Annotated in this window: 27 protein-coding genes; 7 read left to right on the top strand and 20 right to left on the bottom strand. The window is 59.1% G+C overall.

Annotated features, from left to right (window positions below):
• Window positions 1-24: 24 nt before the first annotated feature.
• The 5 genes from KMP13_RS04305 to KMP13_RS04285 form a co-directional block, all read right to left on the bottom strand.
• Complete coding sequence (locus KMP13_RS04305; protein ID WP_215264326.1) at window positions 25-669, bottom strand: cell wall hydrolase; 645 nt, start codon at window positions 667-669, stop codon at window positions 25-27.
• Between the two features lie 177 nt (window positions 670-846).
• Complete coding sequence (locus KMP13_RS04300) at window positions 847-3357, bottom strand: putative PEP-binding protein (RefSeq protein ID WP_215264349.1); 2511 nt, start codon at window positions 3355-3357, stop codon at window positions 847-849.
• 258 nt (window positions 3358-3615) lie between these two features.
• Window positions 3616-5679 (bottom strand): glycine--tRNA ligase subunit beta, encoded by a 2064-nt coding sequence (gene glyS, locus KMP13_RS04295; RefSeq protein WP_215264325.1) that lies wholly within the window; start codon window positions 5677-5679, stop codon window positions 3616-3618.
• A gap of 70 nt (window positions 5680-5749) precedes the next feature.
• Entirely contained in the window at window positions 5750-6271 is a 522-nt protein-coding gene (locus tag KMP13_RS04290) for a DUF6446 family protein (protein ID WP_215264324.1), read from the bottom strand.
• A 15-nt stretch (window positions 6272-6286) separates the two neighbouring features.
• Window positions 6287-7228, bottom strand: a complete 942-nt coding sequence (locus KMP13_RS04285) for a glycine--tRNA ligase subunit alpha (protein ID WP_215264323.1) — start codon at window positions 7226-7228, stop codon at window positions 6287-6289.
• A gap of 221 nt (window positions 7229-7449) precedes the next feature.
• Here KMP13_RS04285 and KMP13_RS04280 point away from each other — a divergent pair, with 221 nt between their 5' ends.
• Window positions 7450-9204, top strand: coding sequence for a trypsin-like peptidase domain-containing protein (locus tag KMP13_RS04280; RefSeq protein WP_215264322.1), 1755 nt, complete (start codon window positions 7450-7452; stop codon window positions 9202-9204).
• An 86-nt stretch (window positions 9205-9290) separates the two neighbouring features.
• Here KMP13_RS04280 and KMP13_RS04275 read toward each other — a convergent pair whose 3' ends face one another.
• The 5 genes from KMP13_RS04275 to KMP13_RS04255 all read right to left on the bottom strand — a co-directional run bounded on the left by KMP13_RS04275 (window position 9291) and on the right by KMP13_RS04255 (window position 12360).
• Entirely contained in the window at window positions 9291-9932 is a 642-nt protein-coding gene (locus KMP13_RS04275) for an SDR family oxidoreductase (RefSeq protein WP_215264321.1), read from the bottom strand.
• A gap of 42 nt (window positions 9933-9974) precedes the next feature.
• Window positions 9975-10472, bottom strand: coding sequence for a DUF1178 family protein (locus KMP13_RS04270; protein ID WP_215264320.1), 498 nt, complete (start codon window positions 10470-10472; stop codon window positions 9975-9977).
• A 56-nt stretch (window positions 10473-10528) separates the two neighbouring features.
• Entirely contained in the window at window positions 10529-10987 is a 459-nt protein-coding gene (locus KMP13_RS04265) for an NUDIX hydrolase (protein ID WP_215264319.1), read from the bottom strand.
• Between the two features lie 76 nt (window positions 10988-11063).
• Window positions 11064-11813, bottom strand: coding sequence for an EcsC family protein (locus tag KMP13_RS04260; RefSeq protein ID WP_353055681.1), 750 nt, complete (start codon window positions 11811-11813; stop codon window positions 11064-11066).
• 58 nt (window positions 11814-11871) lie between these two features.
• Window positions 11872-12360 carry a GNAT family N-acetyltransferase gene (locus KMP13_RS04255; protein ID WP_215264318.1) on the bottom strand — a complete coding sequence of 163 codons (489 nt, stop codon included), beginning with the start codon at window positions 12358-12360 and terminating at the stop codon, window positions 11872-11874.
• An 85-nt stretch (window positions 12361-12445) separates the two neighbouring features.
• Between KMP13_RS04255 and KMP13_RS04250 the strand changes: the two genes are divergently transcribed.
• The gene (locus KMP13_RS04250) at window positions 12446-13048 is read left to right on the top strand and encodes a flavin reductase family protein (protein WP_215264317.1); all 603 of its coding nucleotides are present in this window, start codon (window positions 12446-12448) and stop codon (window positions 13046-13048) included.
• Window positions 13049-13077: 29 nt separating this feature from the next.
• Window positions 13078-13725 (top strand): CatB-related O-acetyltransferase, encoded by a 648-nt coding sequence (locus KMP13_RS04245; RefSeq protein ID WP_215264316.1) that lies wholly within the window; start codon window positions 13078-13080, stop codon window positions 13723-13725.
• 21 nt (window positions 13726-13746) lie between these two features.
• Here the strand turns inward: KMP13_RS04245 and KMP13_RS04240 are convergent, their stop codons facing one another.
• The 4 genes from KMP13_RS04240 to KMP13_RS04225 form a co-directional block, all read right to left on the bottom strand.
• Window positions 13747-14091, bottom strand: a complete 345-nt coding sequence (locus KMP13_RS04240) for a VPLPA-CTERM sorting domain-containing protein (protein ID WP_215264315.1) — start codon at window positions 14089-14091, stop codon at window positions 13747-13749.
• Window positions 14092-14117: 26 nt separating this feature from the next.
• Entirely contained in the window at window positions 14118-14282 is a 165-nt protein-coding gene (locus KMP13_RS04235; RefSeq protein WP_215264314.1) for a hypothetical protein, read from the bottom strand.
• A 246-nt stretch (window positions 14283-14528) separates the two neighbouring features.
• A complete protein-coding gene (locus KMP13_RS04230) occupies window positions 14529-15809 on the bottom strand; it encodes an ATP-grasp domain-containing protein (protein ID WP_215264313.1) in 1281 nt (426 codons plus the stop codon).
• A gap of 171 nt (window positions 15810-15980) precedes the next feature.
• Complete coding sequence (locus KMP13_RS04225; protein ID WP_215264312.1) at window positions 15981-17591, bottom strand: SulP family inorganic anion transporter; 1611 nt, start codon at window positions 17589-17591, stop codon at window positions 15981-15983.
• 373 nt (window positions 17592-17964) lie between these two features.
• Between KMP13_RS04225 and KMP13_RS04220 the strand changes: the two genes are divergently transcribed.
• From KMP13_RS04220 to KMP13_RS04210, 3 genes are all read left to right on the top strand, one after another.
• On the top strand, window positions 17965-18531 hold the full coding sequence (locus KMP13_RS04220) for a hypothetical protein (RefSeq protein ID WP_215264311.1): 567 nt from the start codon (window positions 17965-17967) through the stop codon (window positions 18529-18531).
• A 149-nt stretch (window positions 18532-18680) separates the two neighbouring features.
• The gene (locus KMP13_RS04215) at window positions 18681-19544 is read left to right on the top strand and encodes an S-methyl-5'-thioadenosine phosphorylase (protein ID WP_215264347.1); all 864 of its coding nucleotides are present in this window, start codon (window positions 18681-18683) and stop codon (window positions 19542-19544) included.
• Window positions 19545-19635: 91 nt separating this feature from the next.
• Window positions 19636-20262: a LysE family translocator gene (locus KMP13_RS04210; protein ID WP_215264310.1), complete on the top strand. Its 627-nt coding sequence runs from the start codon at window positions 19636-19638 to the stop codon at window positions 20260-20262.
• 22 nt (window positions 20263-20284) lie between these two features.
• On the opposite strand, the gene KMP13_RS04205 is transcribed toward KMP13_RS04210, so the two are convergent.
• Complete coding sequence (locus tag KMP13_RS04205) at window positions 20285-20473, bottom strand: hypothetical protein (RefSeq protein ID WP_215264309.1); 189 nt, start codon at window positions 20471-20473, stop codon at window positions 20285-20287.
• A gap of 341 nt (window positions 20474-20814) precedes the next feature.
• Between KMP13_RS04205 and KMP13_RS04200 the strand changes: the two genes are divergently transcribed.
• Window positions 20815-21354 (top strand): adenine phosphoribosyltransferase, encoded by a 540-nt coding sequence (locus KMP13_RS04200; RefSeq protein ID WP_215264308.1) that lies wholly within the window; start codon window positions 20815-20817, stop codon window positions 21352-21354.
• A 61-nt stretch (window positions 21355-21415) separates the two neighbouring features.
• Here KMP13_RS04200 and KMP13_RS04195 read toward each other — a convergent pair whose 3' ends face one another.
• From KMP13_RS04195 to KMP13_RS04175, 5 genes are read right to left on the bottom strand one after another with little or no spacing between them, the layout of a single operon-like run.
• Window positions 21416-22834, bottom strand: coding sequence for an FAD-binding oxidoreductase (locus KMP13_RS04195; protein ID WP_215264307.1), 1419 nt, complete (start codon window positions 22832-22834; stop codon window positions 21416-21418).
• A 34-nt stretch (window positions 22835-22868) separates the two neighbouring features.
• A complete protein-coding gene (locus KMP13_RS04190; RefSeq protein ID WP_215264306.1) occupies window positions 22869-23459 on the bottom strand; it encodes a GNAT family N-acetyltransferase in 591 nt (196 codons plus the stop codon).
• Entirely contained in the window at window positions 23459-24733 is a 1275-nt protein-coding gene (locus KMP13_RS04185; protein ID WP_353055679.1) for a M16 family metallopeptidase, read from the bottom strand. Before KMP13_RS04185 ends, KMP13_RS04190 begins: the two co-directional genes overlap by 1 nt.
• Window positions 24730-26118 carry a threonine synthase gene (thrC, locus tag KMP13_RS04180; RefSeq protein WP_215264305.1) on the bottom strand — a complete coding sequence of 463 codons (1389 nt, stop codon included), beginning with the start codon at window positions 26116-26118 and terminating at the stop codon, window positions 24730-24732. Before thrC ends, KMP13_RS04185 begins: the two co-directional genes overlap by 4 nt.
• Window positions 26118-26801: an SURF1 family protein gene (locus tag KMP13_RS04175; protein ID WP_215264304.1), complete on the bottom strand. Its 684-nt coding sequence runs from the start codon at window positions 26799-26801 to the stop codon at window positions 26118-26120. The genes thrC and KMP13_RS04175 overlap by 1 nt, the downstream gene beginning before the upstream one ends.
• Window positions 26802-26818 lie beyond the last annotated feature (17 nt).

Below are 26818 nucleotides of genomic sequence, written 5' to 3'. Positions count from 1 at the left end.
ATTTTCACTGCCCCTACCGGATTGTCAGTTGGATGCGGTCCGATAACGATCGTCACGGTAGAATTTGTGCACGCCAATGCGCGCGGTCTCTGTGAAACTGCGGCTCCAACGGGGGCGCACCGCTGTGGTGTGGTAATAGGTGGCGCCTTCCGTCAGATCGGTGCTTGTCCCATCCAGCACCACACGCGCGACCTTGGCCACACGTTCATAGGCCCGCTTTTCGGCAATCACTTCCTTGTGGCCGTCGCAGGTATAGGTGAACTGACACTCATACTTGCGCCCGGTCCCTTGGTGGACCACCGCACAGGCGGAATTCGGGAACTGTTTGCTGTCCACCCGGTTCATGATGACCTCAGCCACCGCGAACTGCCCTTTTACCGTCTCACCGCGTGCCTCAAAGTAGAGCGCCTGCGCCAAGCACTGAAATTGGGCATCGCCGGTCGCTTTTGGACGGCTATCGAGCCAACTGTTGGCAAATTCCACATTTTCGCCCTTGGCGCGCCCGTTTTTACCGTTAAACTTGAAAAAACGCGCATAGCGGGCTTCGGGAATGGCCTGCAAAGTCGTCTGCTCCTTAAGGAACAGTTGGCCAAGATCTGCTTCGGCCTGTGCGGAACTGCACAGGGTTACAGCCGCAGCAGCCGCAGCGGCAAACTTGATAGTCTTCATCTCTTTCACCCCCAAAAACACCGCGCACATGGCAAGCTGGTGCACGCAGTCGGATCGTCTAGCTGAAACTTCTCAAAAGGTCCAGACGGCGCCAGGGTTCAGCCCAGTTTGCGCACCGATCCGCTTCCTCGTCTCTGTCTCACTTGCAAAGGGAAATGTCGAGAAAGCCGTTAATTTTCAGTTAGTTTGAAGCGTTTTCTCCGTTTTATCAGCGATAGCGAGCTGAGCGGCGGCAAGCCGCGCAACGGGGACGCGAAATGGTGAACAGGACACGTAATCAAAGCCTGCACGGCGGCAAAATGCGATTGATTCGGGGTTGCCCCCATGTTCGCCACAAATCGACAATGTGATGCCCGGACTGGCCTCTCGACCGCGCTGAACACCCAGCTTCAACAACTCCCCAACCCCGTCCACATCCAGCACGTGGAACGGATCTTCGGGAAAGACCCCCTGGCGCACATATTCGGACATGAACCGGCCCGCATCATCACGCGACAGCCCATATGTCATCTGCGTCAGGTCATTGGTCCCAAAGCTGAGGAAGGCCGAATGCGCCGCAATCTCATCCGCGCGCAGCGCCGCGCGTGGTGTTTCGACCATGACTCCCAGCCGATAGTTAAACGCCTGCCCGCGTTCTGAACGCACAGCAGCCGCAACCGCATCGATACGCGCCTTGACCAGCTCCACCTCGCGTTTGGCAGACACCAGCGGGATCATAATCTCCGGCACCACCGGCGCGCCGTCCACCGAGGCCTCAAGCGTGGCTTCAAAAATCGCCCGCGCCTGCATGTCATAGATTTCCGGAACGGTCACCCCCAGACGCACACCGCGCAGACCCAGCATCGGATTGTATTCACCCAGCTCCTCCACCCGGCGGGTGACTTCGCTAACCGGCAGGCCAAGCGCCTCTGACAATTCGCGCTGCCCCGACTGGCTGGTGGGCAGGAATTCATGCAAGGGCGGGTCAAACAGGCGAATGCAAACCGGCAGGCCTTCCATAATGCCAAACAGCTCGCGAAAGTCATCGCGCTGCATCGGCAACAAACGCGCCAAAACGGCCGCCCGCCCCGATGGGGTCTCGGCAAAAATCATCTCCTGCATCACCGTCAGGCGACCGGGGTCAAAGAACATATGTTCGGTCCGGCACAGCCCAATGCCTTGGGCATTGAAATTGCGCGCGGTGCGGGCATCGCGTGGCGTGTCGGCATTGGTGCGAATGGCAATATCACGCTCTTCATCCGCCCAGGACATCAAGGTCTGGAAGGCCCCGTCCTGCGCCGCTTCGACCATTTCGGGTTCCCCGGACAGCACTTGGCCGGAACTGCCATCAATGGTGATCAGATCGCCTGACCGGAAAATCCGCCCATCCGCCGCCCGCAGCCGTTTGCGGCGGGTGTCAAACCGGATCGAATTTGCGCCCACAATACACGGCAGACCAAGGCCGCGCCCGATCACGGCTGCGTGGCTGGTCATGCCGCCCTTTTCGGTCAGCACCGCGACGGCGGCATGCATGCCGCGCACGTCCTCGGGCGAGGTTTCGCGCCGCACCAGAATACAAGCCTCCCCGCGCGAGGCGCTCGCCTGCGCTTCAGCTGATGTAAAGATCAGTCGCCCGGTCGCGGCCCCCGGACTTGCGGCAATCCCGTCGCCAATCACATCGCGGCGCGCATCGGGCGCCACCTGCCGGTGCAACAGCTCGTTCAGGGAATGCGCGTCGATCCGCATTACCGCTTCTTGCTGTGGGATGATCTTTTCTTCGGCCAGACGCACCGCCATCCGCAAGGCTCCGCGCGCGCTGCGTTGCACGCGTACACCGTCCAAGATGTGCACTTTGCCATCCTGAATGACAAATTCAGCCTGCATCTCCTCGCGCAGTTTTTCCCGCATCAAGGCCGCATGTTGTTTCAATTCTTCAAAGGCTTCGGGCGCCAGGTCTTCCAACGCCGGTCCGCGCGCGTCCTTGGCCAGATACATCGCTGCGACATCAGCGCCCAAGGCATCGCGCCCCTGGCTCTGGCTCAGATAACGTCCAGTGATCCGCTGCTCCCCGGTCTTGGCGTCGACCAATTGCAAGACACCAGATCCGCATTCGCCACGCCCCAGCCCCGGCACCATTTCCTGCACCACAAGGCCAAGCCCCGCATCCGCCGGCGCACCGCGCGCCTGACGCAAAAGCCGCGCCGATGTCCCCTCCCAGGCCCGCGCCATTGACCGCAACACCGCGCCCAATTGCTCGGACCGATCCTGCGGGAAATTCTCATCCGTTTCCGCCTCATAGGCATGTAGGATTTCAACCAGCGCATCGGGGCCGCCGTCCTCAACATCTTCAAAGACATCCGGATCTAGACGCGCCACATGCACCGCATAAGACTGCACAAACCGCAGGTAAATCGCTGCCGCCGCGCCGCGTCCCAGTTGATCACATAGGTCCACATAACAGGCATCATTAACGCCGATGTTCAAAATCGCACCGGGTCCACCCCAATCGGGATCTTCCGACGACGGACGCACACAAAGCAGCGCATCCGAGGGGAACTCAGCCAGGATCGCATCCAGATCTGGCATCACCCCATTGGCAATCCCGTGCACCGCATCAAACGACAGGGCAACAGTGCGCGGCACCGGCAGGTCCAACCGAACAAGGCGCTGCAGGCATTTTGCACGTCCGCCATGGGCCGACACATGCATGTTTGCCGTTGGTGTAATACGCACCGCATTCTCGAACTCGGAACCATCTTTCTGCACTGCAGCATCCTCTCACTGCCCGCAGCATAACACCGCGAATGCCCCTGCATAGGGCCGAATTTGAAAATTTTTCTGCACCTGAACAATGCAAAACACCCGTGAGGGTTCGGTCAATCTGGCGCAAATTACGCAATTGCGCAAAAAGAAAAAGGCCGGCTCATCAAGAAGCCGACCTCTCATATCACATAGCTTGGGTGAGGCTTAGCCTTCGATCTGGCTAAGATCCGCAACCTGCCCGCAGGCCTTGCGGATATCACTCAACAAGTTCAGACGGTTACGGCGCACGATCTCATTGTCCGCGTTGACCTGCACCGCCTCAAAGAAAGTGTCGATCGGCTGGCGCAGTGCGGCCAAGCCGCCCATGGCGGCCGCGAAATCCTCGGTCTCGATGGCCGTGGAGATCGCTCCCCCGTCGCCTTCCAACGCATCAAACAGCGCCTTTTCCGCGTCATCCGTGGCAAATTTGCGATCCGCCCCATAGGAATATTCAACGCCATCCTTCTCTTCGGCCTGGGTCAGGATATTGTTGGCGCGTTTAAAGCCCTGCACCAGGTTCACACCATCGTCTGTGCCCAGGAATTCCTGCAAGGCACGGGCGCGTTTGACCAACAGGGTCAGATCATCATTGCCGTCCATTTCAATGCAGGCATCGATCACATCGTGACGCACACCCTGATCGCGCAGGAAAACCTTCAGACGATCGTGGAAGAAGGACATCAGATCCTCAACATCCGCACCCTCATAGCCTTTGGCAAAAATCTCTTTCAGCGCAACATGGTCGTCATTCTCAAGAACCAATCGGATCACACCCAAAGCCGCACGACGCAGGGCAAAGGGGTCTTTGGAACCCGTAGGCTTTTCATCGATTGCCCAGAACCCGGTCAGCGTGTCGATCTTGTCTGCCAGCGCCACTGCAACGGATACCGCCTCGGTCGGGACCACATCTGACGGGCCAAGGGGCGAATAATGCTGCTCACAGGCATTGGCGACTTCTTGCGGAAGGCAAGCCGCTTCAGCGTAGTAACGCCCCATCAGACCTTGCAGTTCCGGGAATTCATAGACCATCTCGGACGACAGATCCGCCTTGGCGACCTTGGCCGCCTGCTCTGCCAGATCGGCGTCGGCGCCAACAACCGACGCAATCTCACGTGACAGCGCTGCGATCCGGTCGATCCGCGCCGCTTGGGTGCCCAGCTTGTTGTGGAAGGTCACGTTCGACAGTTTCTCGGTCCAAGCAGTCATGCCGGTCTCGGATTTGGCAACCCGCAGGTCATTCTCCCAGAAGAATTTTGCGTCCGCCAAACGGGCCGACAGAACCTTTTGGTTGCCCGCCAGAATGGTCGCGCCATTGTCGGCGGTTTCACGGTTGGCGACGGTGATAAACCGTTCGATCCGTCCGGTCTTGGAATTTCTGACCGAGAAGAATTTTTGGTGTTCCTTCATCGAGGTCTGCAAGACCTCGGCAGGCAAGCCCAGGAAATCCTCGGCAATTTCACCCATCAAGACCACAGGCCATTCCACCAGCCCCGCAACCTCTGCCAGCAGGCCCTTGTCCTCTACCACGTCCAGACCGGACGCAAAGGCCTGATTGGTGGCATCCTGCCAGATCGCGTCGGCACGTTCTTGGGGATCCAACACCACAAAGGCGCGCTTCAACTGGGCCGCGTAGTCGTCAAAACCAGACACGGTGACCTTGGCAGGCGCCATGAAACGGTGGCCAAATGTGGTGTTGCTGGCATTGATGCCTTCGATTTCAAACGGCACAACCTCGGCACCCTCGTCGCTGGACAGCAGACAGATGATCGAATGCAGCGGGCGCACCCAGCGCAAGGAGCCCGCGCCCCAACGCATGGATTTCGACCAGGGGAAGTTGCGGATGGTTGTATCCAGAACCTCGGCGATGATCTCGGCGGCCGGACGGCCTGGTTTTTCGATGGTGGCGAAATAGACCGCGCCTTTTGGGGTCTCGCGCTCTTCCAACTGGTCCCGCGTGACGCCGGCACCGCGCAGGAAACCTTCGATGGCTTTGTCCGGCGCGCCGACTTTGGGGCCTTTGCGCTCTTCACGAACTGTGGGGCTTTCGGCCAGCAGCCCGTCCAATGTCAGCGTCAGGCGACGCGGCGTCGAAAAGGCGGCGGCCCCCGCATAGGTCAGACCGGCCTCAACCAGACCATCGGTTACCTTCTTCTTCAAATCATCCGCCGCGCGCGCCTGCATGCGGGCGGGGATTTCTTCGGAAAAGAGTTCAATCAAAAGATCGGGCATCGTTGCGTCCTCGGGTCCTGCGCGTCAGGCGCATGTATCGGTGTCATACCGGGGCGCGCCCGGCAAAAATTCAATTGTCTCGGTCTGGGCAATCTTCGCCAACAACGGTTCCGTCATAGGCTTTCTTGCCGCAGTTATTCAGTTCATGCCAGGCATAGCCGCGCCCATCCGTGGTGATCGCCACAATTCGGTCGACCCCGAAATGGACGTTCTTTGCGCCCAGAAACGCGGTTGCGGTGCCTGCGTTCAGTTCCGCACCCAGGGCTGCGGCATCAAAACAGTCAAACCAACCCGGCGCATTGCGCGGCTCATCCTTGTCGGACAGTGTAAAGACCTGCGCCAATTCATCCGGCGTCAACGGTGTGGTGAAACAGGCGCGATAGCGAATGGGAGAGCTGTCGGCGTCAATCGCCTCAAACACGTCATAGGCAATCGTCTGTGCCGCCCCGCCATCCAGCGGCATCAACACCACATCCTGACCCGGTTGGGCGACGACATCCTCGTAAAACCCATAGACCTGCAGGTAATACATGCCCACGCCCGCAGCGAGCGCAGAGCCCCCCAGCAGCAGGGCCAGAAACTTACCCATCATCTGCGCGTCTCCCGCTTATGCTGCATCCTCATTGGAAAAGCCCCCGGCCTCGGTCAGTACGAAAGCGTCCGCACATTGTTTGGCCAGCGCGCGCACACGACCAATATAGGCCTGACGTTCCGTGACCGAAATCACGCCACGGGCATCCAGCAAGTTAAACATATGGCTCGCTTTGATACATTGATCATAGGCCGGATGCGCCATGATGATGCGTTTGCCGGTCTTGGGGTCCACATGGTCCCGCGCGAGGATCGCGGCGCATTCTGCCTCGGCTTCCTCGAAATGGCGCAGCAGAACCTCGGTATTGGCCACGTCGAAATTCCAACGGGCGTATTCTTCTTCGGTCTGTTTGAAGATATCACCGTATTTCAGCGCAATCGGCGACTGCGGGTCGTTGAACGGCATGTCCATCACATGGTCGACACCCAGCACATACATCGCCAGACGTTCCAGGCCATAGGTCAGCTCACCCGAAACCGGCGCGCAGTCATGGCCGCCCACCTGCTGAAAATAGGTGAACTGGCTGACTTCCATCCCGTCGCACCAGACTTCCCAACCCAGACCCCAGGCGCCCAGTGTTGGGCTCTCCCAGTCATCCTCAACAAAGCGGATGTCGTGCAGCTGCATATCGATGCCGATCGCCGCAAGCGAGCCCAGATACAGCTCTTGCAGATCGGGCGGCGAGGGTTTGATCAGCACCTGATACTGGTAATAGTGCTGCAAACGGTTCGGGTTCTCACCATAGCGGCCATCGGTCGGGCGACGCGACGGCTGCACATAGGCCGCAGCCCAGGCATTGGAGCCGAGCGCACGCAATGTGGTCGCCGGGTGGAACGTCCCTGCCCCCACTTCCATGTCATAGGGCTGCAGGATCGCGCAGCCTTTTGAGGCCCAGTAAGTCTGAAGCCGCAGGATGATCTCTTGGAAGGAGCGCGGCGCGCCGGGTGCTTGGGTCATATCTCTTCCCTTTTGGGGCATCAAATGCGGTCTTCTTCCTATGGAACTGCAGGCAAAGGGTCAACGGCTCAAAACACGCGCACCCAGTTGAAAAAAGCTGTGAACAGGTTTGAATTCCACATGACCACCCGGTTTTTCCCCGTTAACAGGAGTTCCATTTGAAACGCATAGCCGTTAAGAGCCAAAGGAATTTGTTTATGTCCCGGGATCGAGGCCCCCTTATGAAAAAGCTCATCGCCGTTTGGGCGCTGTCCATTCTGACGTTCATCATCGCCACCCCACACCCCGCGCGTGCGCAACAAGAGCCCACGGTTTGGATCCAGGTCGCGGCCCACCCGTCGCTGGCCCAGGCCGAAGCGCGCGCCCGTGATTTCGCCGCGCGGCTGCCAGATGTCTCTGGCTTTTCGCTGGGTGGCGGCTGGTACGGTGTGGTGCTTGGTCCCTACAGCCGCACCGATGCAGAACGCGTGTTGCAGGTTTACCGCGCCGAACGTCAGATCCCCGGCGACAGCTTTATCGCGTTTTCCCGCAACCTGCGGGCACAGTTCTACCCGGTTGGCCCGGTAGAGACGACGCCGGTTGTGCCGCCCGTGGCAAGCGCTGAACCAACAGCACCTGCACCCCAGACCAGCCCGCCGCAAATCGCGGTCGCCGATGAAAGCCCCGCCGAAGCCCGCCGCTCCGAGGCCCGCCTCAGCCGCGCGGAAAAGCAACAGCTGCAAATCGCGCTTCAGGCGCAGGGGTTCTACAGCTCTGCGATTGACGGCTCCTTTGGCCGTGGCACCCGCCGCTCAATGGCCGATTGGCAAGCCGCAAACGTGGTGGAACCCACCGGCGTTTTGACCACCGCACAGCGCAAAACCCTGTTGGATCAATACAACGCGCCGCTGATCTCGGTCGGCATGGCGCGGGTTGAGAACGCAGACGCCGGGATCGCCCTGTCGGTGCCGACCGCCGAGGTCGCCTTTGCCCGCCATGAATCGCCCTTCTCGATCTATGAACGAGCCGGTGATCTGGGCGCGCAGGTGCTGCTGATCAGCCAGCCGGGCGATGCACGCACGCTGGCAGGTCTGTATGAGATCCTGCAAACGCTTGAGATTGTGCCCCTCGAAGGCCCTCGCAGCCGCAGCGGCAACAGCTTCACCATCGAAGGACGCGGCAACGGGATTGTCACCCACGCCGAAGCCACCCTGCGCAATGGTGAGATCAAAGGCTTTACCCTGATCTGGCCCACCGGAGACGATGAACGCCGCGCGCGTATCGTGACCGAAATGCAAAACACCTTCACCCGGTTGGACGGTGTTCTGGATCCCACCGCCGGTGCAGACGCACCACAAAGCGTCGATCTGCTGTCCGGTCTGGAAATCCGCAAACCGCGCCTGTCGCGCACCGGCTTCTTTGTCGATGCGGCGGGCACCGTGCTGACCACCTCGGATGTGGTGGCGCAATGCAGCCAGGTGACACTGGATCACGACTATCCGGTCGATGTGGTTCTGGATGACGCGCCAAACGGCGTTGCCGTCCTGCGCCCCCGGTCGCCACTGGCGCCGATGGATGTGGCCCAACTGGCTATCACTGCGCCGCGTCTGCAGTCTGATGTGGCCGTTGCTGGTTTCTCCTACGAAGGCATCCTGGGCGCGCCGTCTCTGACCTGGGGCACCCTCAGCGATCTGCGCAGCCTTGATGGCAACCAAGGCGTCGCCCGTCTGGCCCTGGCCGCACAATCCGGCGATGTCGGTGGCCCGGTTCTGAACGCCAATGGCGCGGTTCTGGGCATGTTGCTGCCCCGTCAGGTCGGCAGCCAGCAATTGCCTGCAGGCGTCAGCTTTGCCGCCAATGCCGAGGCCCTGCGCGCCATTCTGGCCCGCGCGTCTGTTGCGGCAACCGACCAGACCGACCCTCAAGGTTCGGTGCCAAACGCCGAATTGGTGCGCAAGGCCAACGGCATGACCGTCCTGGTCAGCTGTTGGGAATAAACCTTTGGCATAAAACGCAAAAAAACCGGGCCTCGCGCCCGGTTTTTTTGTACTTCACGCAGCAGATCCGATCGCCAAAGGCGCGATCAATAGGGCATGATCCGGCCGTCCCAGGCGTGAAAACATCCCGTCGTCTCGACGCTCAGATCCTCAAACTCGCGGATCAAACCAGAGACGCTCTCCAGAACCGAGACCTCCCCATCGGGGCCGCCCATATCAGTGCGCACCCAACCGGGATGGTAGATCCCAACCGCAATGCCGTGGGGTTTCAGATCGGTTGCCAGATTGCGCCCGATACTGGTCACCGCCGCCTTTGAGGCGCGATAGGCATAGCTGCCCCCCGGTGCGCGGGAATGGCTGCCCATCTGCGACGACAAAATGGCGATCTTGGGCATTTCAGACAGATGCAGGTTGGGTAACAGCGCCTGAACCGTCAGAAAAACGCCGGTGACATTTGTCGCCATCGTCTTGGTCCAGACCTCGGCGCTGAAGTCGCCCAGCGCCATGTTCTTGTCCAGATAGACACCGGCGTTGCAGATCAGCAGATCAATGGGCTGGCCTTTTAGGCGGGCCGCAAACCGCGCCTGTTGGCCCGGGTCGGTCACATCAAGCTGGGTGTCCGCGGAATGATCGCGCGAGGTGGCGCTTACCGCGTGGCCTTCATCGCGCAGTTGGCGCGTCAGTGCCTTGCCAATGCCGCGACTCGCTCCGGTGACGACTACATGCATGTGTAACCCTTCTGTTTTACTTGCCTGATATTAACCCGCGTCTCAGTTCGTCTTGCGCCCTGGAACAAAGGGCAGCGGCATCACCGGGATACCGTCTTCGATCAATTCTTTTGCCTCATCAATCTTGGCCTCGCCATAGATCGCCCGTTCCGGCGCATCGCCCAAATGCATGGCGCGCGCCTCATCGACGAAACTATCCCCGACATAGTCAGAGTTCGCCTCAACCGTTTCGCGTATTTTCTTCAGCGCCGCCTCAACCTCTGCCTTGGCAGGGGGCGTTTCTTCGGCACCCACGACTGCGGGTGCAGGCGCCACAGGCGCAGGTGCTTCCACAACCGGTGGTTCCGGCTCTCCCAAGGCAGAGACGGCTTTGCGCCCGGTGCGCACACGCGGGGCCATTATCGCTTTTTCAACATGGTGCGTGCCACATTCGGCGCAGGTCACCAGCCCCGCCTGTGACAGCTTGTCAAAAGCGCCGGCGGACTGGAACCAACTCTCGAACACATGGCCTTCTGCACATTTGAGCGTGTATTGAATCATGCTTTCCCTCATAGCAGGAAAACGCGATTAAAACCCCAAATTCATCAAGCACAAGGTCAATTCGCCGTGGAATTCAGCATCTTGGGACGAAAGCTTACCAGAATTTCAGCCAACTCCGGCTCCATCACCAGATCCGCCGCGTCTTCCGGCGAAAACCACTTGCGCTGGCGCTGGTCGGCTTCGGGAAATTTGTCTTCCAGATAGGCAACTTCCAGCGGAAAGAGATCAACCTGACAGGGCAAGGGCGCATCATCGGGGCGCCATTTGTCATAGTCATAACTACCAATTTTTTTGGTTACGATATCGCCACGCACGCCCGCCTCTTCCCAGGCTTCGACCCGCGCCGCCTCCCAGGGGGCACGCCCACGCATGGGCCAGCCCTTGGGCACGATCCAACGACCAATCCCGCGAGAGGTGATCAGCAGAACACGCAGCTTTCCTTTTGCGGTGACACGGTAGCACAACGCACCAAATTGCTGCCTGGGCGGCATTGCTTTGTTGATCGACTTTGGCATTTTACGTTATTTCCAATCGCCTCAAACTGGCGACCCGATCCCTCATAACAATTCCACAATACGCAACCGATTTGGGTCATCCCCTGCGTTGCAGGCGATCTTTCAATTCTCTTTCTGGCATATCACAGTCGATTGCCAGTCTACGCACTGAAAAGTGAACTTTTGCGACAGTTTGATAATATCCCGCAAAAAGGTAGTTACAGGACGCCCCAGCCGCACCGCCGATCACCGGAACCGCCTGTGCTGCCAGTTTTTGCCCCAAAGCGATGCCTAATTTTGGGGCAACTTGTGCCACCAATTTCTGCATGCCACCGCTGCTCATGCCCAAACGCACCGCAAGATAGCCCGCATCGCGCGCGTCAGTGTCGAACGGCCCCGGCGCGCCAAAGATGCGAATCGTGTCAAACAGCACGCTGTCGCTTTTGGGATCAAACCCGTGTCGCGCGGCTTCTTGTTGGATGATCCGCAACAAGAATGTGGTGGTTAGCGGCAGCTCGGCCAAGGTTCCGGCCAGACCGCCCGCGCCGCCCACAACGCCCAGCGCCGCACCCACCAGCCGTTCGCCGCGCGGTGACACGTTGGGCAGAACACGGCGCGCAGCCCCTTGGCGCAGGGCAAACATCAGCGCCTGTTCGGTGGCACCATCCAGATTGCGCCTGACTGGATCTGGCAGTCGCGACAAAAGCTGGTCGGCTTGCGCGCCCATGAAATTCAAGAACCGTACCCCCGGGCCATTGGTCTGTTGGTACAGTTTGGCGAGTTTTTCCAGTTCCTGATCAATGTCTTCGGGCGCATGCACCCGTTCCGGCATCAGAATTTCGACCACGTTGGCACTCCCTGCTTACCTCAAAAATGGGGCTGCAGAAGACGCTTTTCAACCTGTGTCATCTACTCCAGCGGGTGACTTTGCCCTGAACACCTGCCCAGGCGTCCGGCTTTAGCGCCAGCCCCAGAACCCGGTCAGGGTTGGTGGGCGGCGGCATTTCTACCCCCACGAGCCGCACAAACCCGAACCGCTGGTAGTAGGGTTGATCGCCCACCAGCATCATCCGCGACCAGCCACTGTCCTGGGCTTGCGCCACGCTGTCACGGATCAAAGAGCCGCCCAGCCCTTCCCCTTGTCGGGTCGGGTGAACCGCCACGGGACCCAGCAGCAACGCGTCGTGCGCGCCCACATGGACGGGCCAAAACCGGATCGCCCCGGCCAGAATCCCATCGCTATCACGAGCAACCTGGCTCAACCCCAAGACCGGCGGCACATCATCGCGCAGACGATAAGACGACAGTGCTTCGCGCCCGGGCGCAAAACACAGGTCATAGAGGGCCTCGACCTCCCACCTATCTTCTGGTTGCTCAGATTTTAGCTCGATCACAGCGCTCACCTCATTGTGCCCCGCCTCAGGGGTGGAATTGCCCCTAGCACGTGCATAAGTGTGGCGCAAACACTTGGAGACCCTCATGTTCTACCGCCCCAGCGAAGGCCACGGCCTGCCTCATAATCCTTTCAACGCTATTGTCACCCCGCGCCCCATCGGCTGGATTTCCAGCCGCTCCAAGGATGGGGTCAACAATCTGGCGCCCTATTCCTTTTTCAACGCCACCGCCTATGTCCCGCCCCAGGTGATGTTCTGCTCAACCGGGACCAAACCCGATCAGGACGGCACCAAGGATTCGCTGGCCAATATCCGCGACACCGGCGTCTTTTGCGTCAATGTGGTGGAGTATGAAATGCGCGACGCGATGAATGCCTCCTGCGCGCATCTGCCCAAAGAGGTTGATGAATTTACCCACGCCGGGCTGGAAGCCGCAGAATGCACCCAAATCGCTTGCGCGCGCGTCGCCGCCGCACCGGCCGCTTTGGAATGCGAAGTCACGCAGATTGTTGAGCTGAAAGGTGAGACCAATTATATGGTCATGGGCGAAGTGGTCGGCGTTCACATGCGCGACGATTGTCTGATTGATGGTAAGTTCGACATCACCACCTATCATCCGCTCAGCCGTCTGGGATATATGGATTACACCACCATCCGCGACCTGTTCAGCCTGCAACGCCCCGGCTAACAGACCGGGTCACATACTGGATTACACATATGCCTTTGCCCGCCCCGGACGCGCGCCACCCGATCACCTTGCCCGACGGCACTTTGTACCCTGGTACAGTTCTGTTGGACCAGGTGATTGATAACCCGCAGTTCCAGGTCGGGGCCTATACATATGCCTCCGACTTTGACCCGCCTCAGGACTGGGGACGACACCTTGCCCCCTATCTGTTTCCCTTCTCCCAAGAACGTCTGATCATTGGCAAATTCTGCTCGATCGCGAATGGGGTGAAGTTCATCACCGCTGCCGCCAATCACAGCCAGGCGGGGCTGACGTGCTACCCCTTCCCGGTGTTCTCAGTTGGGACGCGCGCAGGGTATCAAACCGATTTGCGCGACACGGTGGTGGGACACGATGTCTGGCTGGGCTACGGCGCCATGGTGCTGCCCGGCGCGCGGATTGGCAATGGGGCCATCATCGGGGCGGGCGCCGTAGTGCGCGGCGAAATCCCACCCTATGCCATCGTTACCGGCAACCCCGGCACGGTGCTACGCTACCGGTTTGCGCCAGAGGTGATCACCCGGCTGCAAGACCTCGCCTGGTGGGATTGGCCCCATGACGCAATTGTCCAAGCCGAAAGCGCGCTGTTGCAAGGGGATGTGTCTGAGTTGGAGACGCTTGCTCCGCCACGTCAATAACCCCTTGCGCACACATGGGGTTTACCCCTGTTTGCGCATTTTGCGACCCGTCCAGCCCAAGGCAAACAGCCCGGTTGCCATCAGCGGTAAACCGGCCGGCACGGGGACCGGTGCGATTGCCTCAGAGGGAAAGGCAATGGCCGAGGCCGTCACCTCAAAGATACCCTCTGCTTCGTCAAACAAAAGTCCGCCACCTCCGGCGAAGATCAGTTGATCGAAGTCCTGTTCGGAAAAATCAACGCCGTTTACCCCATCCCTCAGATTGTAATCAATCCGCCTCAAAACGCCTGCGAAAAAATCGAACGTGATAAAGTTAGGAAAATCGGTGGCATTCTCACCGGTATAGGATGTACCAAACAACGTCAACGAAAGTGCAATTCCATCGGCCGGGTTTAGGGTGCTGAAGGAACCAGGCTGTCATCATATGACAGCACCCCGTCATCCGACAGGAGTGATCCTGTTTGATCGAATACGCGGAAGTCAAATTCGACCACAGCGGCCGGTGCCGCCGTCGCCAGGCCGAAACTCAAAAGACAGAATGTCAGAAGTTTTTTCATCAATGTATCCACCTAAAATCTCATGTTAAAAATGTCTGCCAACCGGCAGCGCATTTGGGTACCGTCGACGGCTACAACAGCGTCGTTACTTATTCGATAAAACAGAGAAACCGGCGCGTTCGGGGCGACTTGCGATCGATTGCACAGCTGTGATGACCATTGCGACGACACGTGTTCCGTGTTGTAAAACATGAAAGCCCGGCGAATTTGGTCACCGGGCTTTTCTGTCATTTTTTCTCACGGCTACTACACTACGACGCGCAGTTCCTGGACCTGAATAGGTGGGATATTTGCAATCACGCCTGTTGGCACTGACATGTCCAGAACGCGGCATTTCGACGTCAACAGGTTTTCAAACGCGTCAAAGACGTTCTGCATATGCTTGTGTTTATAGGGATAAATCTCAGGACTATCCAAATCATGCACGATCAAGGCGTTGTCGATCTCAAACAGCACCAGATTGCCATCGGCGTCTTCGGCGCAGTCGATCCCATAGTAATCCAACCCGATGACGGCTGTGATCGCATCAAAGGTCGCTTGGTGACGTTTGCCGAAACCTTCGGCGAATGTCTCCATAAACGCTTCTTCTTCGCGGCGTTTTACGGCGCATTCTTCCATCTTTGCATTGGCGTACCAAATGTCCCAACGATCCGCGATTGCATAGTGCGAGGGATAGGCTTTGCCGTCGATACAGACAATCCGCGCCTTGCGGAATTGCCCGTCCTTGGGTGAGGCATAGTCCATGAATTCACTGACGAAAAACGCCTCTTCTGGACGGGTTTCAAGGTAGGCTGTGAAGTCCGCCCGTGTCTCAACCTTGGCCAAACCTGCGCCCGCATGGGAGCCCACGGGGCGAACAACAAACGGATAGACCGCCGTCTCTGCCAGCGCCTCGCTCTCGTTTTCATGCGCCAGCATCCGCTGCAAAGTTGCGCGATCAATCTCTAGCGTTTTGGGGGTCCGCAGACCTTGCACATTGCCCAGCAGCTCCGGCACCGTGTCCCGCTCTGGCTTGACCAAATGATGCGGCAGGTTCAGAACATCGACACCTTGGAGCGCGGCAATGCGGCGCACGGTTTCAAAAAACTGCTCTGCCTGTTCGTGATCCGCAGGTGCCGCACAAAAGGCCACATCATGGGGCGGCAAGGTTGGGTATTCGTCCGGCTTCATGTCGAAGTGGGGATAGTAGGTCACCACGTCAAATGCGTCGTTGCCAAGTAAAAGGTCTACGGGCGTATTGCCTCCCATGTGGATCGGCGCAGCATAGATCAGCACCGTCCGTTTGGCCTTTACTTCACGGATCGGCTGGAACACCCGGCTGATGTCCAGCGCATAGTCCTGCCATGCCAAACCCAGCTCCTGGTGTCCCTCAAGCTGTGCTGCAATAGACAGGTCCATCATGATACCGGCGTTTGTCGGGTCTTCTTTAATCAGGGCAATTAGATCGTTGTAAAATGACTTAACGTCGCCGCCGCCAAAGGCCAATTCTGCCAAGGCTGCGAGGCCAATTCTTGGTTGAGGTTCCATTCTGGCTCCTTTGCTTCAATATTTACAGAAGTGCCATGAGGATCTTAATATCTCCTCTATCCAGCAAAGAGGCGCGACGGGGTAAGCGGCTATAAAAAAACGGCAACCTTATCGAGATCACCGTTTAGTGAAGTAATTTGACCGAATATGTCCGATCTGTATTTCTACGGATCAGTGCCCGCCAAGAATCCCGGTGCGGACGGAGTAATCCACCGCAACCGCATATTCCGGGTCATCGTCGCTGTCGATCATCAGGTGACCGGCTTTGGTCAACAGCTGATGACAATCCCGGCTCAGATGACGCAGTGCCAGGGTTTTGCCGGCTGCTTCATACTTCGCCGCCAGCACTTCGATCGCTTGCAGGGCGGACTGGTCCACCACGCGGCTGCGGGCGAAATCGACGATCACGTGATCGGGGTCCTCAGCGATGGTGAACAGCTCGCCAAAACCTTCGGAAGAGCCAAAGAACAGCGGGCCTTCGATCTCATACACTTTGGCCCCCGTGTCGCTTTCGCTGTCGCGGGTATGGGCCGTGATCCGGCGCGCGTTGTTCCAGGCATAGGCCAGGGCCGAGACGATGACGCCCACCACAACCGCAATCGCAAGGTCAGTGGCCACGGTCACCACGGTCACCAGCACGATGACAAAGGCGTCGGTCAACGGCACTTTGGTCATCACTTTGAACGAGTTCCAGGCAAAGGTTCCGATCACAACCATGAACATCACACCAACCAGCGCCGCCAGCGGGATCTGTTCAATCAACGGGGACGCCGCAACGATAAACAGCAACAGGAACAGCGCCGCCGCGATGCCGGCAATCCGGGTACGACCGCCGGATTTGACGTTGATCATCGACTGACCAATCATCGCACAACCGCCCATACCGCCAAAGAAACCGGTCAGCACGTTGGACGCGCCCTGGGCGATACATTCCTGGCTTGCGCCACCGCGCTTGCCGGTCATCTCACCCACAAGGTTCAGGGTCAAAAGGCTCTCGATCAGACCGATTGCGGCCAGGATCACCGCATAGGGCAGGATGATCTCAAACGTTTCCAGATTGAAAGGCACCAAGGGGATGTGGAACCCCGGCAGACCGCCCTCGATCGAGGCCATGTCGCCCACGCGCGGTACATCCAGACCCAGGGCAATCACCAAGATGGCAACGATGCCAATACCCGCAAGCGGCGCAGGGATCACGCTGGTGATTTTGGGCATACCCCAGATGATCACCATGGTCAGCGCCACAAGACCCAGCATCAGCACCAGCTGACCACCGGCCAGCCATTGCTCCCCCCCGGTTCCGGGCACTTTGAACTGGGTCAGCTGCGCCAGGAAAATCACAATCGCCAGACCATTCACAAAGCCGAGCATCACCGGATGTGGCACCAGGCGGATGAATTTGCCCCAATGCATCACGCCCGCGATAATCTGCAAGATCCCCATCAGAACCACCGTCGCAAACAGGTATTCGACACCGTGTTCCGCGACCAAAGCCACCATCACCACGGCCAAGGCACCGGTCGCGCCCGAGATCATGCCAGGACGGCCGCCCAAAAGCGCTGTCACCAGCCCCACAAGGAAGGCCGCATAAAGGCCGACCAACGGGTGCACACCCGCCACAAAGGCAAAGGCCACCGCTTCGGGCACCAGCGCGAGGGCCACGGTCAGACCGGACAAAAGCTCGGTCCGGACGCGGGAAACGGTAAGACCCTCATCCTGCATGATCGACAGGTTCGGGGGAGAAATCTGCTTGGCCAGGAGGCCTAAAACGCCACGTGTCATCAAGTCTACCTGATTAGGGGAAGGAGGTTGTTGCCAGCCTGTTAACGGTAAAGCACCTCTCAAGCAAGGCAGCCCACCCCGGTTTGGGCGGTGCAGATCGCGGCAAACACCGGCAAAACACACCCCAAGGCCGGGTTTAAGGCACAAGGGCTGCCCAAACATGTCCGATCTGCATGAGACCACCCGCATGGAGGTTTCGCGGCGAAACGGTCGCCGATCCGGCGCGCGCCCCGGTCATAGATTTGAAACCAGTCTGCCCCCCTCGGTGGTGCCCCACCCCTGCAACATCCATAGCGACAAGTTGATTTCATGGAGACCGCCGCAGCCAGTAAAACCTGGACCAACTCAAATGGTACCAAAAGTGGAAAATGTGATGCGCGCGACCCTCGGCCTCGGCCTTTCAACCGTTTTGACAGCTTTGATTGCAAGCGGCGCGGCAGCGCAGGATGTGGACGGCAAGGACACCGCCAGCAATTGGCGCGTGACCCATTTTGAGACCTTCGGCATCTACCTGTCCTCCTGTGATGAACGGATGGAGGGCGAGACCCTGAGCCAACGCTGTTATTTGCGCTATGTGGACATCTTTTCGCAAAAGCCAAAGTTCGCGGCCCAATTCATGTTTGTCACCAATGGCGATGCGGGGCCGGAGGTTGAATTTGGTCTGGAAGCCGGAACCCTGTTTGGCCCCAACGGGTTTCGCATCGAAGACGCAGGCGAAGAGATCTGGAAAACCCGGCGCATTGGCTGCCTGACGGGGCTGTCCTGCACCTTTGACGACACCGCAGCCGCGGGCTTGTTGGACGCGATGCAGAGCGGCGATGCCTTTCGGTTCACCTTCCGCGACAGTCATGGCCAGTCCCAGGATTTGAGCTGGCCCCTAGAAGGCTTTGACGCCGCGATGCAGGATTTCCGCGCACAATCCGACCTGCGTGGCCTATAGGCGGCACCGCTCATGGGCTAAGCGACCGAGGGCTTCATCTTTTTAAAAATACTTGCGCCGCAGGCCCGCGCTTGTCAAAGCGCGGCGAAACCCTCACTACTTGCACAACCCTATCAAATTCGGAGACTTCCACCGTGACCAAAGAGACCATGATTGCCGTGATTGGCGGTTCAGGCATTTATGACATTGATGGGCTGGATGGCGCGGAATGGGTCAGTGTTGACACGCCCTGGGGCGCGCCCTCGGATCAGATCCTGACGGGCACGTTGAATGGCGTCAAAATGGCCTTTCTGCCCCGTCACGGGCGCGGCCATGTGCATTCCCCGACCGAGGTGCCTTACCGCGCCAATATCGACGCGCTAAAACGTCTGGGTGTGACGGATGTGTTTTCGGTCTCGGCCTGCGGCTCGTTTCGCGATGAAATGGCGCCGGGGCATTTTGTGATTGTGGATCAATTCATTGACCGCACATTCGCCCGCGACAAAAGCTTTTTTGGCACCGGTTGTGTGGCCCATGTGAGCGTCGCTCACCCCACCTGCCCGCGCCTGTCGGATGCGGCGGAAACGGCTGCCAAAGACGTCGGCATCACCGTGCATCGCGGGGGCACCTATCTGTGTATGGAAGGGCCGCAGTTTTCCACCCTTGCGGAATCCAAGATGTACCGCGAAAGCTGGGGCTGTGATGTGATAGGCATGACCAATATGCCCGAGGCGAAATTGGCCCGTGAAGCCGAGCTGTGTTATGCCTCCATCGCGATGGTCACCGATTATGACAGTTGGCACCCCGACCACGGTGAGGTCGACGTGACCTCGATCATTGCGACCTTGCAGGGCAATTCCGCCAATGGCCGTGCGCTGGTTGCCAAACTGCCAGAGCTGCTGGGCGCCACCCGCGAAGAGTGCGCGCATGGCTGTGACAAGGCGCTGGAATTTGCCATCATGACCGCGCCGGAAAAACGCGATCCTGAACTCTTGGCAAAACTGGATGCGGTTGCAGGCCGGGTTCTGGGCTAGGCGACCGCACCCATGTGATCCGATACAATTTATCCCTTGCTGCCCCGATGATTTTCGGGATTGCTGGGGTGATTGTATTGGAGAGACCCCCATGGATTTTCACCTCTGGCTTGCCTTTGTCACCGCCTCTGTCGTGCTGTTGTTGATCCCCGGCCCGACGGTTTTGCTGGTGCTCAGCTATTCCCTGTCCAAGGGACGTTCGGTCGCGGTGGCGTCGGCCCTTGGGGTGGCGTTGGGGGATTTTATCGCAATGACCGCCTCCCTTGCGGGGCTGGGTGCGCTTGTGCTGGCCTCGGCTGAATTGTTCACAGTTCTGAAATGGGTGGGTGCTGCCTATCTGGTCTGGCTGGGCGTCAAACTGTGGCGCAGTGCAGGCAGCGGAGGTCTGACGCCTATGGGGACCGACAAGGTTCAGGCGCGCGGTGTTTTTGGCCATGCGGCGGTTGTCACCGCGCTCAACCCGAAATCCATCGCATTTTTCATCGCCTTTGCGCCCCAATTCGTGCGCCCGGAACAGCCCTTGCTGCCGCAGTTTGCGGTTATGATTGCCACGTTTGTGGGTCTGGCTGGGGTGAATGCGCTGGTCTATGCCTTGGCGGCGGACAAATTGCGCCGCGTCATTGCGCGCCCGGCGTTTAACAACTGGATCAGCCGGTGCGGCGGCGTGGCGTTGATTGGCATGGGGGTTTTGACCGCCACATTGCGCAGGCCGGCCTAAGAAACCGCCCGTATCCCCGCGGCTATTTCTTCGCGTTTTTCTTGAGGAAATCGCGGATAAAGTGGCGGATCTCGCGCGCGGCTGTGGTGTCGAGCTCTTTGCAGAGGTCAACAAAACGCTCCCGCTCGGCCTTGTCCAGGCGCAAGACCAGCTGGCTGTCCTTTGTCCCTTTTGTAGCGCGATCTTTTCTGCGCACGCATTCCGCTTTCATTGTTTGTTCTTGCAATATGTATATAACTTGTATATACATATGATGTACACGGTCGAAGTTTCGACTGTTTAATTCGTGAAATCGTTACACAAAGGCGGAGAAAAATGAACCTTTACGTCGCCGAAAAACTTCTGACACGCGATCGCCGGGATTGGAATAATCCACATCTTCCCTGGCTTTCGTCCAAATTTTATCGCTCCTTTTTCTCACAACGTCGTTAGGCTTGCATAGCCGCGCTTCCCTCTTGAACCGCGCGCTTTAATCGGTCACACCCAGTTGGCCCGACGCTGTGTCGGGTGATTGATGATGACCGTGACGCGCGATCCACAGGGAGCGACCGCATGCCCAAAAAGCCCGACGTAAAAGATTACATCCGCACCATTGTGGACTTCCCCCACGAAGGGATCATGTTCCGCGATGTGACCACCCTGTTTGCCGATCCGCGCGGGTTTCGCATGGCCATCGACCAGATGCTGCACCCCTATGCCGGAGAGCGGATCGACAAGGTTGTCGGCCTTGAGGCGCGCGGCTTTATTCTGGGCGGGGCGATTGCTCATCAGCTGAGCGTTGGTTTTGTGCCGATCCGCAAAAAGGGCAAACTGCCCGGCACCACCATCAGCGAGGAATACAAGCTGGAATATGGAGAGGCGATTGTGGAGATCCACGATGACGCCATCCAAAAGGGTGAAAAGATCCTGGTGGTCGACGATCTTTTGGCCACCGGCGGCACCGCAGGCGCGGGTATCAAGCTGATCGAACGGCTTGGGGGCGACATTATATCGTGCTCGTTCATTGTCGATCTGCCGGAACTCGGCGGGCGCAAGCTGCTGGAGAGCCAGGGCATGGATGTGAATGTTCTGTGTGAGTTTGACGGGCTCTGAACCGAGCCATCATATGCGCGCAATCGGGGGCCAATTGGCCCCCTTCTTTCATGGGCGCGGGTTACGTCGCCGCCAACACCGCGCCGGGGTTCATGATCCCATTGGGATCGAGCGCCGACTTGATCGCCCGCATCGCCGCCAATTTGGTGGGATCCCCGTAACGTTCCAAATCCGCCACTTTGACCCGCCCGACGCCGTGTTCCGCACTGAAAGAGCCGTGATACTGCGCCACCAAATCATGCACACAGGTCTGGATCGCGGCGCGCAGGTCGCTGTATGCGTTCCGGTCACGCCCTTGGGCCGGGAAGACATTGTAATGCAGATTGCCATCGCCCAAATGGCCAAAGCAATTGATCCGCATGTCGCCGAGTTTTGCCAGCGCCTGCTCGCCTTTGACGATAAACTCGGGAATGAGTGAGATCGGCAATGAGATGTCATGGCTGACGATGGAGCCCACCGCCTTGTTCGCGATGGGGATATGTTCGCGCACGGACCAGATTTCCTGCCGCTGCGCCTCGGATTGGGCGATGGTGCCATCACTGACCAGATCACGCTCCATCGCGGCCTCAAACAGCGCCAAAAGCGCTGCTTCGGTGCTGTCCTCATTGGCAAGCCCCAGATCGATCAGCACGCACCATTCCGGGCGCGGATCCAAGGCCTGGCGGATGTCTGGCAGATGCTCGGCCATGAACGCCAGCCCCTGACCATGCATCAATTCAAAGGCGCTGACCGCCTCACCAAAGCGGTCGCGCGCCAGCGCCAACAGCTCAATCGCTGCAGCCGGATTGGGAACCACCATCAATGCGGTGCCAAGGCCACGCGGGCGCGGTGACAGTTTCAGGGTTGCCGCGGTAATGATCCCCAGCGTGCCTTCGGCCCCGATCAGAAGGTTGCGCAGATCATAGCCGGTGTTGTCCTTGCGCAGGCGAGTCAGCCCATGCCAGATCTCTCCGCTGGGCAAAACGGCCTCGAGCCCGAGACATAGATCACGGGTATTGCCATAGCGCAGCACGTTGACGCCGCCGGCATTGGTCGCCAACAGGCCGCCCAACCGCGCGGTGCCTTCGGAGGCCAATGACAGCGGGAACAGGCGATCCACATCCGCCGCCGCCGTCTGGACATCGGCCAGAATGGCACCAGCCTCAGCCACCAGCACGTTTTCCTGCGGGTATGTGGCGCGCATCTTGTTCATCCGCTCCAGCGACACGACCAAGGGTGCGGGGCCATCTGGCGCAACTTGCCCGCCCACCAGTCCGGTGCCGCCGCCATAGGGCACAACCCCAATGCGCGCCGCATTGGCGGATTTCAGAAGGGTTGCGACCTCTTCCACTGTGCGGGGCAATACGACGGCGCCTGCCTTGCCCTGATAGCGGCCACGCGGCTCGTCCAGATAGCGCGGCTCAGCCGGGCGCAGGGTATCGGGCGGCAGCTGGGTCGCCAGCGTGTTGAGGAAAAAGGGCGTGACTGGGTTCAAAGGCATGGATTGCGTATCTCAGCTTGGGTCTGAATACGGGTCAGACCTGTCCCGAAGTGGTACGCCCGCGCCGATCATGGCGCAAGGCGGCATAGAGCACATGGGTGCGCCAGCGCCCGTTGATCTGCAGGTAGGATTGCGCGACGCCCTCATATTTGAAGCCCGAGCTTTCCAGCAACCCACGCGAGGCGGCGTTTTCCGGCAGGCAGGCGGCCTCGATCCGGGACAGATTCACCTGGGTGAACGCATGATGGACCATCGCGTTGATCGCTTCGCGCATATAGCCCTGGCGCGCAAAGGGCAGCCCCATCCAATAGCCCAACGTCCCGGCCTGTGCAGGCCCCCGGCGGATATTGTCGAGCGTCAGCGCGCCCAGCAGACACTCGTCAGTGCGCCGGAAGATAAACAGCGGCATCGCCGTGCCGGAATTGACTGAACGCTGCGCCCAATAGACCCGGTTGGTAAACGATTTGCGCCCCAGGTGGTCCTTGGCCCAGGTTGGCTCCCACGGGACCAGATGATCACGACTGTGTTGCCGCAGCGCCGACCATTCGCGGAAATCGGAATGGGTCGGCAGCCGCAACGTCAGACGTTCGGTTTCAAGACGGACCTTGCGACGCGACAACAGCATCAGGCAGCGCGCCTCTCCTGCAATGCCTCCAAGGTCGGCGCAGTCTCAACCGGACCATATAGCGCCAGCGCCGCTGGGGCCTGCACCGCATAGGTTTCGGCAAGCTTGCGCACATCCGCCGTGGTCACGGCGTCGATCTTGGCAATGGTTTGCTCCAATGACGGAACGCGGCCCCAGATCTGCACCAGACGGGCCAGACGTTCGGCACGGTTGGACGGGCTTTCGAGCCCCATCAACATCCCAGCTTTCATCTGCGCACGGGCGCGGGCAATTTCCTGATCGCTCAGATCATGGGTTGCGCGTTTCAGCTCATCAATGGTGACCTGCGCCAGCTCCCCCACCTGATCACCCGATGTGCCCGCATAAATCGTCAGCGCGCCGGTGTCGGCATAAGAGCCTGCCTGCGCAAAGATCGAATAACACAGGCCCCGGTTTTCGCGGATTTCCTGGAACAGGCGGCTCGACATGCCGCCGCCCATGGCACTGGCGTAGATCTGCGCGGTATAGATCGCATCATCGCGGTAGCCCGGGCTTTCCAGCGCCAGCGCGAAATGGGCCTGTTCCAGCGATTTGGTATTGCGGATCTCGCCCCCATGAAACAGTGCGGCGTCGCTTTGCAGGTCTGATTTTGGCGTCATATGTCCAAACAGTTGTTCAGCAAGCTTCACGATCTCATCGTGGTCCACACCGCCGGCGGCGGACAGGATCATCTGGGACGGGCCATAGTGTTCGCCGATAAAATTCTGCAGATCCTCGCGGCCAAAGGCACGCACACGCTCTGCAGGGCCGAGGATGGTGCGTCCAATGGGCTGGCCGGGGTAGCATTGCTCTTGCAGCCAGTCAAAGATCACATCATCGGGCGTATCCAGCGATTGGCCGATTTCCTGCAGAATCACGTTCCGCTCCACCTCGATTTCATGTGAATCAAGGGTGGAGTTCTGCAGGATATCCGCGATCACTTCCATCGCCAGATTGGTATCGTCCTTGAGAACCCGCGCGTAATAGGCGGTGACTTCGCGGCTGGTATAGGCGTTGATATAGCCGCCCACGTCTTCGATCGACTCGGCAATTTGCAGCGCGCTGCGCGTTGCGGTGCCTTTGAACGCCATATGCTCCAGAAAATGCGCAATGCCGTTCTGTTCCAGACGTTCATTGCGGGCACCGGCACCGACCCAGACGCCGATGGCTGCGGACTGCAGCCCCGGCATATGTTCTGTTACGATCCGAAAACCATTGGCGAGTTCGTGTTGTTGCACCGTTACTGGGCTGGTCACTGGGCGATTGTCTTTCTGATATGATCTTCAAGTACACCCAGATCATTTGCGATGCGGGTCAAACGTTCCGATCTTTCATATAGATCAGACATGCGCGTGGGAAGAGGCGGATGCACGTCGCTGGCTTTCTCGACCGCAGCGGGGAATTTTGCCGGGTGGGCTGTTGCCAATGTGATCATCGGCACGTCCGCTTTGCGGTGTTCTTGCGCAACTTTCACGCCAACCGCGCCATGGGGGCACAGCAATTCGCCCGAGGCGGCATATTCCGCCTTGATCGTCGCCAATGTCTCCTCTTCCGAGGCGCGACCGGACACGAAAGTATCGGCCAGTAACTGCATCGCCCCCTGGCTGACGTCGAAACCGCCCTCTTTCAGCTCATCCATCAGCTGCGCGACGGCTTTGCCATCCTGCCCATAGGCATAAAACAGCGCACGTTCAAAGTTGGAAGAGACCTGAATGTCCATCGAGGGTGAGATCGAGGGGATGGTCTCCCCTGTGTAGTAGCCCTTGCCGGACAGGCAGCGGTGCAGGATGTCGTTCTGGTTGGTCGCCACCACCAGCTGGTCAATCGGCAGGCCCATCTGTTTGGCGATGAAGCCCGCAAAGATGTCGCCAAAATTGCCGGTCGGCACGGTGAAGGAGACCTTGCGATAGGGTGCGCCCAGCGAGGCAGCTGCGGTGAAGTAATAGACCACCTGCGCCAGAACACGGGCAAAGTTGATCGAGTTCACGCCAGCCAGTTTGACCCCGTCGCGGAAGTCAAAATCGTTGAACATGTCCTTGAGACGCGCCTGGCAATCGTCAAAGTCACCATCCACTGCCAGCGCGTGCACATTGGCCGCGGTTGGTGTGGTCATCTGACGGCGCTGCACTTCAGACACGCGACCATGGGGGTACATGATAAAGACGTTCACCGCCTCAAGCCCTGCAAAAGCCTCCATCGCGGCAGAACCGGTGTCGCCTGAGGTCGCACCCACGATGGTCACGCTGTCGCCGCGACGTTTCAGAGCGACTTCGAACAATTGGCCGATCAGCTGCATGGCGAAATCTTTGAACGCCAATGTGGGGCCGTGGAACAGCTCCAGCAGGAAGTGGTTGGGCTCCAGCTGTTTCAGCGGTGCGCGGGCCACATGGCCAAAGCCCGCATAGGCGCGGGCAATGATGTCGCGAAACTCCTGATCGGTGAAGCTGTCGCCCAAAAAGGGACGCATGACGCGATACGCGACCTCTTCGTAGGGCAAGCCAGAGAGCGCGGCGATGTCATCGGCGCTCATCAATGGGATCTCGGCCGGAACATAAAGGCCGCCGTCGCGTGCGAGGCCGGTCAGCATCGCTTCTTCAAAGGTCAGCTCGGGCGCTTGTCCGCGGGTTGAGATATATTTCATCAGTTCGAACCTTTAGGTTGGGTGCCAGTGCGACGCAGGAAATAGGCGGTCATCCCGCCCCAGATCGCCGCCAAGGAAAACCAGGTGATGGTATATTGCAAATGGTTGTTGGGAATGCCAGCGGTTGTGATCGGCATCGGCGTCGGCGCGGCGTTGTCCTGCGGCTTTTCGCGCAGCACCAGCAGCACGGGCCGGGTGTCCAGTTCCGAGGCCAGAACATCAACATCGCGCGCATACCAGACATTTCCCGTTCGGTCGGGATCCGGGGTAAAGCTGCTGCTTTCGTCGGGCCAATGTAGGTTTCCAACCAGCCTCGTCTCGCCCAAGGGGCGCGGGTCCTGTTTGCGCGCGGTTGGCACAAAGCCACGATCCACCAGAATGCGACCCTGTGTGTCTGTCTCAAACGGGGCGATGACACGGTAGCCTGCCCCCTGCGCTTTGAAGGTGGTCCAGACGTGGATCTCTCCCGGCAGCAAGGTGCCTGTCGCGGTCACGGCGCGGTACTTATCCTGTTGTGGGTCGATCTGGTCTGGAAGCGGGATCGGGGCAGCTGCGATATTGGCGTCAATCTCGGCCAGAATGGCAGTTTTCCAATTCAGCCGTTTGAGCTGCCACGTGCCGAGGCTCAGCAGGATTGCGCATCCCAAGACGCCCACAATGGCCAGAAACCAAAACGCTCGCATTGTTGTCATCTTTCCCA

The organism is Epibacterium ulvae (assembly GCF_018678075.1).
In the GTDB taxonomy this organism is placed as follows: Bacteria; Pseudomonadota; Alphaproteobacteria; order Rhodobacterales; family Rhodobacteraceae; genus Epibacterium; species Epibacterium ulvae_A.
The sequence above is the reverse complement of the archived record's forward strand: the minus strand, read 5'-3'. Positions and strand labels throughout refer to the sequence as shown.